11 protein-coding genes are annotated in these 15,506 nt (G+C 73.1%); 3 read left to right on the top strand and 8 right to left on the bottom strand.

The genetic code is table 11. The annotated features are described in order from the left end of the window. Positions 1-24: 24 nt before the first annotated feature. The 4 genes from ACZ52R_RS16290 to ACZ52R_RS16275 all read right to left on the bottom strand — a co-directional run bounded on the left by ACZ52R_RS16290 (position 25) and on the right by ACZ52R_RS16275 (position 5,658). Entirely contained in the window at positions 25-1,842 is a 1,818-nt protein-coding gene (locus tag ACZ52R_RS16290) for a glycoside hydrolase family 6 protein (RefSeq protein WP_465663561.1), read from the bottom strand. Positions 1,843-1,856: 14 nt separating this feature from the next. Then, positions 1,857-3,374, bottom strand: a complete 1,518-nt coding sequence (locus ACZ52R_RS16285; protein WP_465753631.1) for a cellulose binding domain-containing protein — start codon at positions 3,372-3,374, stop codon at positions 1,857-1,859. Positions 3,375-3,730: 356 nt separating this feature from the next. After that, entirely contained in the window at positions 3,731-5,389 is a 1,659-nt protein-coding gene (gene ptsP, locus ACZ52R_RS16280) for a phosphoenolpyruvate--protein phosphotransferase (protein WP_465753630.1), read from the bottom strand. After that, positions 5,386-5,658, bottom strand: a complete 273-nt coding sequence (locus ACZ52R_RS16275) for an HPr family phosphocarrier protein (RefSeq protein ID WP_465753629.1) — start codon at positions 5,656-5,658, stop codon at positions 5,386-5,388. Before ACZ52R_RS16275 ends, ptsP begins: the two co-directional genes overlap by 4 nt. 338 nt (positions 5,659-5,996) lie before the next feature. On the opposite strand from ACZ52R_RS16275, the gene ACZ52R_RS16270 reads away from it, so the two are divergent. The 3 genes from ACZ52R_RS16270 to ACZ52R_RS16260 all read left to right on the top strand — a co-directional run bounded on the left by ACZ52R_RS16270 (position 5,997) and on the right by ACZ52R_RS16260 (position 9,932). Then, a complete protein-coding gene (locus tag ACZ52R_RS16270) occupies positions 5,997-6,758 on the top strand; it encodes a DeoR/GlpR family DNA-binding transcription regulator (protein WP_360508141.1) in 762 nt (253 codons plus the stop codon). After that, positions 6,755-7,714 (top strand): 1-phosphofructokinase, encoded by a 960-nt coding sequence (pfkB, locus tag ACZ52R_RS16265; RefSeq protein WP_465753628.1) that lies wholly within the window; start codon positions 6,755-6,757, stop codon positions 7,712-7,714. The genes ACZ52R_RS16270 and pfkB overlap by 4 nt, the downstream gene beginning before the upstream one ends. Positions 7,715-7,925: 211 nt before the next feature. Then, complete coding sequence (locus ACZ52R_RS16260; protein WP_465753627.1) at positions 7,926-9,932, top strand: PTS fructose transporter subunit IIABC; 2,007 nt, start codon at positions 7,926-7,928, stop codon at positions 9,930-9,932. Between the two features lie 279 nt (positions 9,933-10,211). On the opposite strand, the gene ACZ52R_RS16255 is transcribed toward ACZ52R_RS16260, so the two are convergent. From ACZ52R_RS16255 to ACZ52R_RS16240, 4 genes are all read right to left on the bottom strand, one after another. Next, complete coding sequence (locus ACZ52R_RS16255; protein WP_465753626.1) at positions 10,212-11,009, bottom strand: hypothetical protein; 798 nt, start codon at positions 11,007-11,009, stop codon at positions 10,212-10,214. Beyond that, positions 11,006-11,536 carry a SigE family RNA polymerase sigma factor gene (locus ACZ52R_RS16250; RefSeq protein WP_465626012.1) on the bottom strand — a complete coding sequence of 177 codons (531 nt, stop codon included), beginning with the start codon at positions 11,534-11,536 and terminating at the stop codon, positions 11,006-11,008. The genes ACZ52R_RS16255 and ACZ52R_RS16250 overlap by 4 nt, the downstream gene beginning before the upstream one ends. 131 nt (positions 11,537-11,667) lie before the next feature. Continuing rightward, positions 11,668-12,681, bottom strand: a complete 1,014-nt coding sequence (locus ACZ52R_RS16245) for an expansin EXLX1 family cellulose-binding protein (RefSeq protein WP_465753625.1) — start codon at positions 12,679-12,681, stop codon at positions 11,668-11,670. Between the two features lie 164 nt (positions 12,682-12,845). Further along, positions 12,846-15,494 carry an RICIN domain-containing protein gene (locus ACZ52R_RS16240; RefSeq protein ID WP_465753624.1) on the bottom strand — a complete coding sequence of 883 codons (2,649 nt, stop codon included), beginning with the start codon at positions 15,492-15,494 and terminating at the stop codon, positions 12,846-12,848. Positions 15,495-15,506 lie beyond the last annotated feature (12 nt).

The following is a 15,506-nucleotide window of genomic DNA, read 5'->3' as shown; positions in this document are numbered from 1 at the left end:
CGGCCGGGGGTGCTCAACGCCGTGTCACAGCGCCGGGTACGCGTTCTTCAGCAGCTCCTGGAACTGGGCGGAGAACCACTCGCCGGACAGCGGCGCGTCCGGCAGCGCACCGGACATGTGGTTGTTGTTCCTCGGGTTACCGGTGTACGTCGGGTCGCACATCCCGTCGAAGCCCTTGCCGTCGTTGTTCGGGATCTGCTTGCTGGCCCCGTCCGACTCGCCCGGAGGCTTCATCCAGACGTACGCGTCGATGCCCGGCGCCGGGGCAGCCTGCGGCCGTTCGCCGAGGCCCGCGCCCGCCTGGTTGCACCAGTTGCCGGTGTTCAGCCGCCGGTCGTAGCGCCCACCGTCGACATAGGCGTCGACGCTGGTGCGCGGCCCGGGACCGGCCGGCCGGGCGGCGCCGCCCCAGCCGTTGCGCGAGGTGTCGATCAGCATGCCGAGGTTGGGGTCGAAGCCCAGCGAGACCAGCTTGGTGCGCAGCCCCTGCGCGTAGGAGAGCTCGTCGACGTACCGGTTCCAGTCCACCCACTTGGACTGGCGGACGGAGGTGCCGTTGACGCTGTCGTCGATGGTGAAGTTGTCCTCCTTGAGCGCGCTGTAGTTCGCGGTGTTGACGATGAAGCCGTGGACGTTGGCGACGGTGGAGCCCTCGGCGGTCGCCGCCTGCTTAAACAGCTCGGCGGACGCGCCGAGGTTGTCGTCCCAGCCGAGCCAGCCGTGGTGGCCGGCGTCGGCGTAGTTGTAGACGTTGGGGATGGCGCCGAGCTTCTTGAGGGCGTAGCCGATGCCCTTGATGTAGTTGCCGTTGGCCTTCATCACGTCGCAGGTGGGAGTGGCGGTGGCACGCGGCGTGGTGTTGGTGACCAGGTTCGGCAGCGAGTCGAGCTCGACGGTGGTGACGATCCGCAGGCCGGCGTACTTGGGGTCGGCGAGGATGGCCGCGATCGGGTCGATGAACTCCGTCCTGTACCGGTCGATCTCGGTCGGACCGAGTTCGCCGTTGGAGGAGAGGGCGGCGCAGTCCCGGCCGGGCAGGTCGTAGACCACCAGCTGGACGACGAGCTCGCCGCTGCCCTTCTGGCGCAGCGCCTCGTCGAGGTGGGCGCGCAGCCCCATCCTGCCGTTGGCGCCGGCGATGGCGGCGATCCGGTCCAGCCAGATGCCGGTGGGCTGGCCGGCGACCTTGGCGCCGCCGGGCTCGGCGGCGGCGTGCGCGGACCACTCGGGGTTCACGTAGACCTTCGCGCCGGCGTACGGGTTGTCGACGCGGGTGCCGGGCTGGGTGGTGGGTGTGCCCGTCGGGGTGCCCGTGGGCGTGGCCGTGGGAGTGCTCGTCGGCGTGCCGGTGGGAGTGGGGGTCGGCGTCGTGGTGGCGCCGTTGCAGAGCACGCCGTTGAGCTTGAAGGCGGTGGGCACCGGGTTCGTGCCGCTGTAGGAGCCGTTGAAGCCGAAGGAGGTGGAACCGCCGGTCGCCAGGCTGCCGTTGTACGAGACGTTACGGGCGGTGGCGGCGGCCCCGGACTGGCTGATGGTCGCGTTCCAGCCCTGGGTGACCTGCTGGTTGCCGGCGAAGGTCCACTCCAGCGTCCACGAGCTCAGCGGGTCACCGGTGTTGGTGACGACGACGTTGGCGCCGAAGCCGGTGTCCCACTGGTTGGAGACCTGGTAGTCGACCCGGCAGCCGGCCGCGGCGGCGCCGGCCGAGGTGGACAGCACGGTGGCGGTGGCGCCGGTCGCGGTGAGCAGGCCGAGGGCGGCGAGCAGGGCGGTCCGGCTGCTGCGCAACCGGTTGACGGTGGTGTGCGTGTGCGTGGTGCGGGTGGGGGTGGTGCGGCTCATGGTGGGGGTCCCTTTCAGTGTCCGTCGAGGGCGCGCAGGTGGTCGCGCAGTCCGAGGCCGAAGGCGGTGGGAGTGCCGTCGTAGCGGCTGATCAGGGCGGGGCCCGAGGAGCAGTCCCAGGTGTTCCAGGTCCAGCCCAGGTAGGAGAGCCCGCGGTCGTCGGACCACTTCATGACGCGGTCGACGAACGCGTGTCCGCAGGTGTTCTCGCCGATCTCGCCCGCCACGAGCGGGACCCGGGCGGCGACCGGGGCCAGGGTGGAGGTCCAGCAGGCTTCGTCGGCGCAGGAGTTGAAGTTGTAGATGTGCCAGGCGGCGGCCAGATCGCCGGTCGGGTCCGAGGGGGCGTGGGCGAGCCAGCCGCTCAGGTCGTTCGCGTAGGCGATGCCGGGGACGAGCACGACGTTGCGCGAGCCGGTGGCGCGGACGGCGTCGAGGAGGTCCTGCATGCCGGCCACCTCGTAGCCGATGCCCGGGCAGGTGCCGCCGTCGCGCCAGCAGGCCCAGGCCTGCTCGGTGGTGGCGGTGGCCCGGTCCGGGTAGGGCTCGTTGAACAGGTCGAAGACCACCCGGCGGTCGTCCTTGAAGGTGTTCGCCACCGAGGTCCAGAACGCCGGGGCGTAGCGGGCGTCCGGCATCGGCTTCTGGCAGGAGGCGTGCACGTCCGGGCAGCCCGCCGAGTTGCCGGTGTACTGGCCGTACGTCCAGTGGAGTTCGACCACGGGGGTCATCCCGTGCGCGAGGACGCGGGTCACCAGTTCCTTGACGGCGTCGACATAGGCGGCGCCCCGGTACTCGGGCCGGATGTCGTCCAGGCCGAGCCAGCACTCCTCGTTGAGCGTGATCCGGACGGTGTTGGCCTTCCAGTCCGCGATGGCCTGGACGGCGGCGTCGTCCACCGGGCCGTCGAAGATGCCGTGGCCCTGGACGCACATGAACTCACCGCCGGAGCGGTTGACGCCGAGCAGGCGGCGGGTGGCGCCGCTCGGGTCGGTCAACCGGTTGCCGCTGACGCTCAGTTCGGGCGCACCGGTGGTCGGGGCAGGGGTGGTGGTCGGGGTCGGGGTGCTGGTCGGGGTCGGGGTGTCGGTCGGGCCGGGGGATGATCCCGAACCGGTCGAGCAGGCAAGGCCGTTGAGAGTGAACCCGGTCGGGTCGGGGTTGGCGCCGGACCAGGAGGCGATGATGCCGAGGGTGACGCTCGTGCCGGTCCCGAGCGCGCCGTTCCAGCTCTCGTTCGTGGCCGTGACGTCGGTGCCGGACTGGGACCAGGTGGCGCCCCAGCCCTGGGTGAGGTGCTGGCCACCGGTGAAGCGGAAGCCGAGGCTCCAACCACTGCTCGGTGCACCGTTGTTGGTGATGACGACGGAGGCCTGGAAGCCGCCGGCCCACTGGTTGACCGTGGAGTAGTCCACGGAGCAGCCGAACGGAGCGGCAGTGCCCGGGCCCGCACCCGCCGCGGCGGACACGGCACTCACCAGGGCGAGGACCGCGCCGCCGAACAGCGCTGTGAGGGGTGGGGGGTGTCGCATGAGCGACTCCTTGCAGCGAGGACGCGCCGCTCCCGGCACGTCGACTGACGGAATCGCTCCCACTGGTGGGCACTGACCGTAGCGCCAACTGCCGCAAAGGAAAAGAGGAGTTGCCGGGATTGGTGAGCGGAAGTGTTCGACTCTTCAAGCCTCTTGACCGGCTCACGGGGATCCCGCACAGTGGGAGCGCTCCCACTGGTCAAGCACTGTCGTAAGAACGCCGTGCGGCCGTCCACGGCGCGACCGCATCCGGTCGTGGGCGGGGCACGGTGCCCGCGGATCCTGTCACCCCGTGGGAATGTCGGGCCGACCGCTTGAGGGAGGACGAGACGACCGCCCGATGTCGGAGGAGCGGATCAGTGTCCCGTCATGCGCGACCGGACCGTGCTGCGCGCGGTGGCGGCGTCGTCGGCGAGCAGGGCCGTTTCGGCGAGTTCGCGGCACTGCGCGAGGGTGTGGGCGGCCAGCGCCGCCCGCACCTCGGGTAGCGAGGCGGGTGCGGCGGACAGGCTGGTGATCCCGAGGCCGACCAGGACGAGGGCGAGTGCCGGGTCGGCGGCGGCCTCGCCGCAGACGCCGATCGGACGGCCGTGCTCGGCCGCGGATGCGGCGGCGGTGGCGACCAGTCCGAGCAGGGCGGGCTGCCAGGGATCGAGCAGCTCGGCGAGCGTGCCGAGCGTCCGGTCGGCCGCGAAGGCGTACTGGGCCAGGTCGTTGGTGCCGATGCTGAAGAAGTCGCAGAACTCGGCCAGCCGGTCGGTCCGCAGGGCGGCTGCCGGGACCTCGATCATCGCGCCGGCCTGCGGCAGTCCGTGTGCGCGGACCAGGGCGGCGAACTCCGCGGCCTCACGCGGGATCGAGACCATCGGGGCCATCACCCAGACCTGCGCGGTGCTGTCTTCGGCGGCCTCGGCGATCGCGGCGAGCTGGGTCTCCAGGAGCTGTGGGTCGCGGGTGGCCGTCCGCAGACCGCGGACGCCCAGCGCCGGGTTCTCCTCGTCGGTGGAGCTCGCGAAGGGCAGCGGCTTGTCCGCGCCCGCGTCGAGCGTGCGGACGATGACACGGCGGCCGGCGAAGGCCGCGAAGACCTTCCGGTAGGCGGCGGCCTGCTCGGCGCGGCCCGGTGCCTCGATGCGGTCCAGGAAGAGGAACTCGGTGCGGAACAGGCCCACGCCCTCGGCATCGGCGGCGGCCGCGCCGGCCAGTTCGTGGGGCGCGCCGAGGTTGACCAGCAGCGTGACCGGGTGGCCGTCCGCGGTCCGGCCCGGTCCCCGGAATCCGGCCAGCCGCTCGCGGCGACGGCGCTCGTGCTCGCCGGCCCGGTCGACCGCCTCCGGACTCGGATCGGGCTCGACCACGCCGTCCGCGCCGTGCACCAGGACCTGCCGGCCGTCCTGGAGCGCCGCGGCGCCGGCGCAGCCGACCACGGCGGGCAGGCCGAGCGCCTTGGCGAGGATGGCGGTGTGGCTGGTCGGCCCGCCGCGGACGGTGACGAGGGCCAGCACCCGTTCGGGGTCGAGCAGGGCGGTGTCGGCGGGTGCCAGGTCGTCGGCGACCAGGACGTAGGGGTGACCGGGGTCGGGCAGGCCGGGCACGGGCAGACCGAGCAGGTGGGCCACGGCGCGGTCGCGCAGGTCGTCCAGGTCGGCGGTGCGTTCCGCGAAGTACCCGCCGGCGGCGGCCAGCGCGGTGCGGAAGCCGTCGAAGGCGGCGGCGAGCGCGTGGGCGCCGTCGGTGCCCTGCTCGGCGAGGGCGGCCGCCCGGTCGGCGAGGGCCGGGTCGGCGGCCATCATGGCCTGGGCGGCGAGCACCTCGGAGCCGGGGCCGCTCGTGCGGGCGGCGCGCTCGTCCAGGTCGGCGACGACCGCGCCGAGGGCGGCGCGGACGGCCTCGGCCTCGGCCGCGGGGTCGGTGACAGGCCTCGGTGCGGGCAGCGTCGGTGCGGATGCCATCCGGGCGACGGGGCCTGCGGCACTGCCGCGGCCGACGCCGATCCCGCGCATCGGGCGGCTCATGCCGTTGCGTCGAGGTCGGAGGCGAGCAGGTCGGCGAGCGCCTTGAGTGCGTCCTGGGCTCCGTCGCCGGAGGCGGTGAGCTCGAGGGTCTCGCCGCGGCCGGCGGCCAGGGCGAGGACGGAGAGCAGGCTGCGGGCGTCGACCGGGGGCTGGCCCGGGCGGCCGACGGTGACCTTGGCCGGCTGCAGGGCGGCAGCCCGGACGAACTGGGACGCCGGGCGGGCGTGCAGGCCGCTCTCGGTGCCGACGGTGACCTGGATCGAGTGCATCGGGATTCCTCGGGGGACGATCGCCGGTCCGGGTGGGAGCCGGATCGGCGGGAAGTTGGGCACGGTGGCCCGCGCGGAGGGTGAAGCGCGGGCCACCGTGTTCGTGCCCGGGTCTTCGCGGTACGGGGGCAGTGGCGAAGACCGGGCAGTTCGTGGTTTCACGCCCGTTGGCGTGTTGTTTCGATTGGTTCTACGCCCGGTTACCGAGGGATGTCAACACATTCGGGCAGTCCGTCGCTGGCGAACCGGAGGCTGAACGAGCTCTTGCTTTTTCGGTCCGAGCGCGTATGGTCGGGCCTCGTCAGGCATGAACGGACATGAAACGGACGCAAACCCACATGTATGCACCCGAGCGGCAGCAACAGATCCTCCGCCTCGTCCAGGAACTGGGCAGGGTGGACGTGCCGACGCTCGCCGAGGACTTCGGCGTCACGCAGGAGACCATCCGGCGTGACCTGAGCGCTCTGGACCGGGCCGGTCTGCTGCACCGGGTGCACGGCGGCGCGCTGCCCGCCGGCGCCCTGCACCTGGAGCCCGGCCTGGCCGAACGGGACTCCACCGCCGCGGCCGAGAAGGAGCGCATCGCCAAGGCGGCCCTGGCCCTGCTGCCCAGCGAGGGCAGCGTGATCCTGGACGCCGGGACGACCGTCTCCCGGCTGGCCGGCCTGCTGCCCGCCGACTGCGCCCTCACGGTCGTCACCAACGCTCTCCCGGTCGCAGCCCGGCTGGCCGACCATCCGGAGCTCGCCCTCCACCTGGTCGGCGGGCGGCTGCGCCACCGCACGCAGGCCGCCGTCGACGCCTGGGCACTGCGCGACCTGGCCGACATCCACGCCGACGTCGCGGTGGTCGCCACCAACGGCTTCTCCCCGGAGGGGGGCCTTTCGACGCCGGACCTCGCCGAGGCGGCCGTCAAACGGGCCATGCTCGCCGGTGCCCGGCGGGTGGTCCTGGTGGCCGACTCCTCCAAGTACGGCGCCCGCCACTTCGCGCGGTTCGGCTCGCTGGACCAGGTGGACGTACTGGTCACGGACACCGGACTGACCGACGAGCAGGCCGCCGAGATCGAGAACCACGGACCGGAAGTCATCCGCGCATGATCGTCACCATCACCCCGAACCCCAGCCTCGACCGCACCTACGAGCTGGGAACGCTCGCCCTGGGCGAGGTCAACCGAGCCGGGCACGACCGGCTCGACCCGGGCGGCAAGGGCGTCAACGTCTCCCGCGCGCTCACGGTCGCCGGACACCGCACCAGCGCCGTGCTCCCCCTGGGCGGCGCATCCGGGCAGGTGCTCGCCGACCTCCTGCGCCGCCAGGGCATCGACGTCGCGGCGGTCGCGATCTCGGGCGACACCCGGATCAACGTCTCGATCGCCGAGGACGGCGGCAGCCTCACGAAGATCAACGCGGTGGGCCCCGAGCTCAGTGCCGCCGAGTCGGCCGCGCTGCTGGCCCGCGTCCGCGACGCCCAGCACACCGGACAGGGCACCGGGACCGGCGTGGACTGGCTGGCCTGCTGCGGCAGCCTGCCGCGCGGACTGGCGCCCGAGTGGTACGCCGAGCTGGTCGCGCAGGTGCACTCGGGCGGTGCCCGGATCGCGCTGGACACCTCCGGTCCCGCGCTGGTCGCCGCGCTCTCGGCCCGCCCCGACGTGGTCAAGCCCAACCGGGAGGAACTCGCGGAGGCCGTGGGCCGCCGGGTCGCCACCGTCGGCGACGCCGTGGACGCGGCCGGGGAGCTGCGCAGGCGCGGCGCCCAGCAGGTCCTCGCCAGCCTCGGCGCGGACGGGATGCTGTTGATCGCCGAGGAGGGCAGCTGGTACGGCAGCGCACCGGTCGCCGCCGTACGCAGCGACGTGGGCGCGGGCGACGCCTCACTCGCGGGCTTCCTCGGAGCCGGTGGCACCGGCCCCGGGGCACTCGCGGCGGCCTTGGCGCACGGCGCCGCCGCCGTACAACTGCCGGGGAGCGTCATGCCGACCCCGGCGGACCTGGACCCGGCCGCCGTGGTCGTGACAGCGGACATTCCGCTCGAACGACCGCTTCGCGGTTGAGAACGGCCCTCCCGGTGGGAGGGCACCGACGGACGGACGTCGAACGCGGCGCCGGCGCGGCCACTGCGACCCAGCAGGCCGAGCGGGCACCGCGCAGGCGAACGTCCGGCGCCTCCTGCCGGAGGCACCACGCCCGACCGTGTGGGACGGAAGGGCGACCATTCCCGGGGGCAAGGGAACACTCTCAGGCACCAGTCGAAGGACCGACACGATGAGCGACACCAGCGGACTGATCACACCCGCACTCGTTGATCTCCACCTCGCCCCCCAGGACAAGAGCGAAGCGCTTCGCGCCCTCGCCCAGCGGCTGGTCGCCGAGGGCCGGGTCACCGACCTCGACGCCTTCCTCGCCGACGTCGCCGCCCGCGAGGACCAGGCCCCGACCGGGATGGGCGACGGCATCGGCATCCCGCACTGCAGATCACCCCATGTCACGCGACCGAGCCTGGCCTTCGGCCGCAGCGCCAGGGGCGTGGACTTCGACGCCCCGGACGGACGGCCCGCCGACCTGGTCTTCATGATCGCGGCACCGGCCGGCGCGGACGACACCCACCTGCAGATCCTCGCCGCGTTGGCCCGCAGGCTGATGGACCCCGCTTTCACCGGTGCCCTGCGCGACGCCGAGAGCCCGGGCGCGGTCGCGGCCCTGATCAACGGCGAGGAGGCACCGGCGGCTACCCCGCAGCCGGCCGCCGCTCAGGAGCCGGTCACCGCTCAGGAGCCGGTCACCGAGGGCGGGATGCGGCTGGTCGCGGTGACCTCCTGCCCGACCGGCATCGCCCACACCTACATGGCCGCCAAGGCCCTGGAACTGGCTGCCGCCCGGGTCGGCGCGCGGATCCAGGTCGAGACCCAGGGCTCGGCCGGGACGACGCTGCTGGCCCCCGAGGTGATCGCGGCCGCGGACGCGGTGATCTTCGCCCATGACGTCGAGGTCCGGGACCGCGCCCGCTTCGCCGGCAAGCCGACCGTGGACGTGGGCGTGAAGGCTGCCGTCAACCGCGCCGACGACCTCATCGCGCAGGCCGCCGGGCTGGTCGCCGGGGTCGGCAGCGGCGCACGTACCGCCGCAGACCGGGTCGCCGCACCGAAGGCACCGGCGGGCGAGCACTGGGCCCAGCGACTGCGCACCTACCTGATGACGGGCGTCAGTTACATGATTCCCTTCGTCGCGGCCGGTGGACTGTTGATCGCCCTCGCCTTCGCGATCGGCGGCTACCAGATCGCCTCCGCCCCGTCCGTGCTGGGCCACTTCGACTGGACCTCCTCGCACAGCTGGGCGGCGATGCTGTTCCAGACCGGCAAGATCTCCTTCGGCTTCCTGGTCCCGATCCTCTCCGGATACATCGCCTGGGCGATCGCGGACCGGGCAGCACTGGCGGCCGGCATCGCCGGCGGTGCCGTCTCGGTGGCAGTCGGCGCGGGCTTCCTCGGCGGCATGGTGTCAGGCCTGGTCGCGGGCTTCCTGGTGCTGTGGATGATCCGCTGGAACGTGCCGCGGGCGGTCAGGGGCATCATGCCGGTCGTGGTGATCCCGCTGTTGTCGGTGGCGGTGGTCGGCTTCCTGATGTTCGTGGTGGTCGGCTCGCCGATCGCCTCGGCGATGAACGGCCTGACCGACTGGCTGAACGGCCTCTCCGGCTCCAACGCGATCCTGCTCGGTCTGCTGCTCGGCGCGATGATGGCCTTCGACATGGGCGGCCCGCTCAACAAGGTCGCCTACACCTTCGCGGCCGGTGCGCTCACCGCCGCGGGCACCACCCCCGACGCCGGCAGCCTCAAGGTGATGGCTGCCGTGATGGCCGCCGGCATGACCCCGCCGCTCGGCATGGCCCTGGCGACCGTCGTCCGGCGCAAGCTGTTCAGCCCCGAGGAGCGGGAGAACGGCAAGGCTGCCTGGGTGCTCGGCGCGTCGTTCATCACCGAGGGTGCGATCCCGTTCGCGGCGGCCGATCCGCTGCGGGTCATCCCGGCGAACATGGTCGGCAGCATGACCGCCGGTGGCCTGGTGATGGCCTTCGGCTCCACCCTGCGTGCACCGCACGGCGGAATCTGGGTGCTTCCGCTGATCGGCAGCCCGTTCCTGTACCTGATCGCGGTCGCTGCGGGCACGGTGGTCACCACGGCAGTGGTCGTCCTGCTGAAGGGGATGCGCAAGCCCGCCACCTCGGCGGCTCCGGACTCCCTCGCCACCGAGAAGGAGCTGGTCGGCGCCTGACCGACGGCCCGCAAGGTGCCTCCGTGAGGTGCGTCCGGCAGTGATCCGGCGGGCCGGAGTCCGGGCCGGTTCGGGGCGCCCGCTCAGTCGAGCGGGCGCCCCGTTCGCGTCCGCGAAGGGGAGCACGCACAGCCTTCGGCGGCGATCCTCTTGGATCCGGCGGCAGGAACGCGGATCCCATGCGCGAACCGGCAGGCTGCTGTGTGAGCGTGCACGTAGGCCGGAAAGCGGCCCGTGTGCACGCTCACACGGGCCGCTTCCGGAGAAACCGTCCGGCCGTCACCGGCCCGGGGGGAAGCCTCCCCAGACGGACGCGGAGCCACCCGCGGACTGGGCGTCGATGCGGTAGCCGTCGTTCGCGGAGGTGCGCACGCCGGTGGCGTGGTTGTACTGGCCGGCGAACTCGTGCTGCCCGGCCGGGACGGAACGGCCCGGCTTGAGCACCCAGCGGTAGACCAGTGCGCCGCCGGTCTCCTGGACGGTGACGGTGAAGTCGTCGTCGGGCAGGGTCCGCCAGTTGCCGGTGTCGCGCACGTCGCCGGTCTGCGCGACGCGCAGTTCGACCGTGAGCGAGGTGAGCGGCTGGGTGGTCCTGAGGGTGAGGTTGCTCTGGGCCCAGTAGACGCTGCTGTGCGGGTCGACCGACCCCTCCGACCACAGCGGGCCGTTCTGGGCCCGGCTGCTCGCCGACGGGGTCGGGCGAGGGCCGACCGGGGTGCCGGTGGGCGGCGTGGTGGTCGCCGGGGCCGGGGCCGGTGCCGGGGCGGCGGTCGGGGGAGCGGACCGCGTCGGCGTCGACGTGATCGTCGGCGAGGGGGCGGCCGGTGCGGTGGTGGCGGTGTCCGACGGCGGCGGGGTCCGGACGATGGCGGCCACGGCGAGTCCGCCGGTGGCCAGGACGCCGGCGGTGGCGAGGCCCGCGAGCGCGACCCTGGGCCATGACCGCAGGCCCGACCGCGCACGGTGACGGACGGCGGGACCGGCCGCGCCGCGCTGCACGCGGGCCAGCATCCGTGCGGGGTCGGGGTGGTGGGCCTCGGCGGCCTCGCGCAGCTGCCGGGCGATGTGCTCGTTCACCGGTTCCTCCTTCCTGCCGTCAGTTCGCCGACCGCTCGTGCGCCGAGTGCTCTCTCCAGCTCGGCCATCCCCTTTGAGGTCTGGCTCTTCACCGTACCGACCGATATGCCCAGCGCCGCGGCGGTGTCCTTCTCCGAGAGGTCGAAGGCGTGCCGTAGCACCACGCACGCCCGCTTGCGGAACGGTAGCCGGGCGAGCGCCGCACGGACGTCCAGCACGGCGGCCACGTCCGGTCCGTCGGTCTTCTCGGGGCTCCGGGTCCAGAACAGCAGGACGCGGCGCCGTTCGCGGACCGCGCTGCGGATCCGGGCCCGGGCCATGTTGGCGACCACTCCGCGGGCGTAGGCGAGCGGGTGGTCGGCCGCACGGAGCCGGTCCCAGCGTTGCCACAGGGCGAGCAGGGCGTCCGCGGCGAGATCGTCCGCCGCGTCCGTCTCGCCGGTCAGGAGGTGGGCGAGACGGGCGAGTTCGGCGTAGTGGCGTTCGAAGAAGTCGTGGAATTCCGCGGACGTGTCATCGAGGAGCATTTCCCCCGGTCGCCCTCTCCCTGCAATGTGAACGTTAACAGTCGGCATGAGACTAGCAGTGCCCGTTCCCGGGGCGGGGCGGTCCCCGCCCCGGAGGGTCACGCCCGCAGGCCGACAGACGGGCGGCGCGGTCAATGCCGGGCGAACTGCACGCGGGTCGGTTGGACGACGTCCGGCTTCACGGCGAGCCCATCGACGGTCTGCTGCTCGCCGTAGATGTCGGTGACCCTGATCGATCCGCCGCATCCGCTGCCGTCGGGGGAGAGGAAGTAGTTGTAGTCGGTGCGGGACAGCTGCCGCCAGCCGCCGCCGGTCCGCACCTCCAGCGTCGCCACCGGGTTCCGGTGGCCGATCACCTGGATCCCGCACCACCACTGGCTGGACCCGGTCTTGTACCGGATCGACATGGTGTCCGGCGCCGTGACGGGGCTCAGCAGCGTCCAGGTGATCGGGAGCCGGCCCACCGACAGCTCCGCGAGCTTGCCGAAGGCCTCGTGGCTCAGGTCGAGCTGCCCGGGCGCGCAGGGCAGCGGGCACTCGTTGACGATCCGCACCGTGATGCTCGCCCCGTTGGCGGCGCGGACGAGCACGTACGCCCCGCAGGCACTGGACGACTCGTAGTCGGTGTGGTTCATCGCCGCGATCATGAGGTCGCCGGACGGGCCGAACGAGCAGGCGCCGTTGCCGTCGGCCGCGTCGTAGGACGTGGCGACGCCCGGGTAGCTCGACCCCGGCTTGATCCGCCCGGCCGGGGACGTCGTGACCGGTGCCGTGCGGGCACCGCCGGCGGCGGCCGAGGGTGACGCCGTGGCCGTGGTGGTCGACGGTCGCGGCGTGGGGGTGGGCGTGGCCGACGGCGACGGGGTGACGGTGGCCGAGGGCGGGGGGCTGGTGGCCGGCGACGGCGACGCCGAGGGCGTGGCTTCGATCGGGACACCGGTACCGGGCGGAGCGCTCGGCTCGGTGACCGCGACGGAGGCGGCCGCCGGTTGCGCGGCGTCGGGGCCGGGACCGCCCCCGTTCCCCGTGAGGAGCGCGAGGGCCAGGCACACCAGCACGCCGACGGCCGCCACTGCCAACGGAATGCCCACGATCAGTCCTTGCCTTCGCCGCGCCCGCGGGTCGGCGTGCTTCGTTGCCCTCATGCCCATCCAATTCCGGTAGATCGAGTCGACGTTGCACCACTCAGTGGCCGCCGAGGACGGAAAGGTTGCCGGTCCGGCACCGATGGCCCGGCTTCTTTCCGTGGCCGGCCCGCGGGCGGGCGGTGACGGCGCGCCGCCGCCCGCCCGCGGGCCGGCCGGCGAGGTCAGGACTGGTCGCCGTACACCACGCCGCGGCCGTAGCCGCCGAGGTAGACCCGGCCGTAGACGTCGGGGTCGCCGGTGATGACGTTGATGTTGCTGCCGCCGAACTGGTGCTGGTCGTCGTTGATCCGGACCCAGGTCGAGCCGCCGTCGGTGGAGCGGAACAGTGCGATGACGCCCTTCACCTTCCCGCTGAGGTAGAGGGCCTGGTAGCCGGCGCCCGGCGCCGCCTTGCCGAAACCGATGGCGCTCGCCCCCTCCACGCCGTCGAGCTTGCGGAAGCTCGCCCCGCCGTCGGTGGAGTGCCGCAGGCCGTTGCCCCCGCCGGCGATCCACAGGTCTCCGGCGACGCCCGGGACCGCCTTGAGCTGCCCGTCGCCCAGACCGGTTCCGCGGGCGGTGAAGTGCCTCCCGCCGTCGGTGCTCGCGTACAGGGTGCCGCCGCTGAGGGCGTAGAAGGTGGTCGCCGCCGAGCGGTCGGCCACCACGGTCGCGTCCTTGGGCAGGCCGGAGGCCGCCGCCCAGGACGCGCCACGGTTGGTGGAGACGAACGGGACCTGGCCCGCCGGAGCCCACACCACGGTGGCGCCGTCCGCCGAGACGGCCGTGGACCCGCCGCCCGCGTCGGCCACCGGAGCGCTCGGGAACGGGGCCCAACCCGCGCCGCCGTCGGTCGAGTAGGCGCCGTGCTGCTGGCCGCCGAGGCCGACCCGCACCATGAACTCCGGTTTCGCCTGGGCGAAGTCGATACCGGTGGTGTTGGAGAACAGCGGCCCGCTCAGCGCCTTCGCGGGGACCTTGGTCAGGTCGTCGTGCCGGAATCCGCTGACGTCGCCGAGCGCGCTGATCAGCGGGAGGCCCGGCGGCTTGGCCAGCCCGAGCGTGGCGGTCTCCTCCAGGCCCTTGGCCGGGACGGTCCAGTGCGTCGGGCGTCCGCTGTCCGCCGCCGTCACGTCGTTGCTCCCCCACATGCCCGACCCGGTGCCGTAGAGCACGTGCCCGGAGTCGAAGGGGTCGATGGCCAGCGCGCCCATCCAGTGCCCGATGCCGGTACCCACGTACGGCGCCGCGGAGTTGTCCCGCTCCGAGGTCGCGCCGAGTGCCTTCCAGGTGGCGCCGCCGTCGGTCGAGCGGTAGAGCTCGTCGGAGGGCCACCAGCGGTCCAGCGTGGTGACCATCACCGTCGACGGGTGCTGCGGGTCGACCGCCAGCCCGGCGAAGCCGTAACTGCCGCTGGACGGCGAGACGTTCTTCCAGGCTCCGGTGGACGGCGTGTACTTCCACACCGATCCGGCCGTCACCCCGTTCGGGCCGGGCGCGTTGGTGTACGTCAGGTAGAACGAGCCGTCGCCGGACAGCACGCCGTGCTGCGGCAGTTGCCCCGTGGGCTGGCCGGTGACGGCCTGCCAGGTGGTGCCGCCGTCGGTGGAGCGGTACAGCGAGGTGGACTTGTCGGCCACGCCGACGTAGATCGTCCGGCTGCCGGACGGGCCGAAGGTCACGAAGGACAGGCCGACCCCGCTGCTCGCACCGTCCTTGACGGGGAAGCCGCCGACCTGGCTCCAGGTCGCGCCGTAGTCGGTGCTGCGCCACAGGCCGTTCTTGCGGGTGCCGAGGTAGAGCGTGCCGTGGTTGTCGGGGTCCACCACCAGTCGCTCGCCCATGGACCGGCCGTCCTCGTTGCCGCCGAGCTTGAACGGCAGGTCGGTGCGCTGGAACGTCCGGCCCTGGTCGGTGGAGCGCAGGATCGCGCCGTTGCCCGCCCAGTCGTTGGTGTAGGTGCCGCTCGCGAGGTACAGGCGGTTCGGGTCGACCGGGTCGGTGGCCAGGCTCTCGATCCCCAGCAGGTTCCAGTCCGCCCCGCCGATCCAGTCGGTCAGTGAGGTCCACCGTCCGGCGGCCGCGTCCCAGCGGTACGCGCCGCCGATGTCGGTCCGGGCGTACAGCAGGTCCTTGCGGGCGGGGTTGAAGACCAGTCCGGTGACGAACCCGCCGCCGACGATCTGCGCGTTGTGCCAGGTGTACCCGCCCGTACCGGACACCTTCACCAGCTTCCACTGCTGGTTGGTGGCGCCCCGGTCCGCGTACTGGATGAGCGGGACGCCCTCGTCCTTGCCACCGCCCCACACGTCCAGCACCATGCCACTGGCGCGGGAGACGAACTTCACCGCGCCGTCCCCCGCGTCCGCCATCCGCCACTGCTGCGCGGCGGAGGCGTGGTCGCTCTGCTGCTCGACGGCGGCGGTGGACTGCGCGGAGTCACCGCGCACCCCGAGGACCTTGCGGCTGCTGCGGTTCTCCAGTTCGTAGTAGCCGTCCGCCGCCAGCCGCAGCCGCCACTGCTGGCTCACTGCCCCGGCCACGCGGTTCATCTGCCGGGCCCAGGCGCCGTCGGCGGCGTCCGCACCGGGCACGTCCAGGGCCTTGTCGCTGCGGACGGACACCAGCGTGTAGTAGGCGTCGGGGTCCACCGAGGCGGCCTTCGAGTCGGCCTGCACGAACAGCAGGTACGGGCCGAGCACCCCGGGCACGCCCAGCGCCAGGCCCAGCGTGGTCCAGCGCCGACGGTGGCGCCCACGGGGACGCCGCACGCCACCGGCCGCGCGGGTGCGCCGGCCACGGCCGTCCGCGGTGGGATCCGTCTCGTTCATGGGTGCTACTCC

Source organism: Kitasatospora sp. NPDC034023 (assembly GCF_055575795.1).
Note: the sequence above shows the minus strand (reverse complement) of the source record. Positions and strands in the feature narration are given on the sequence as shown.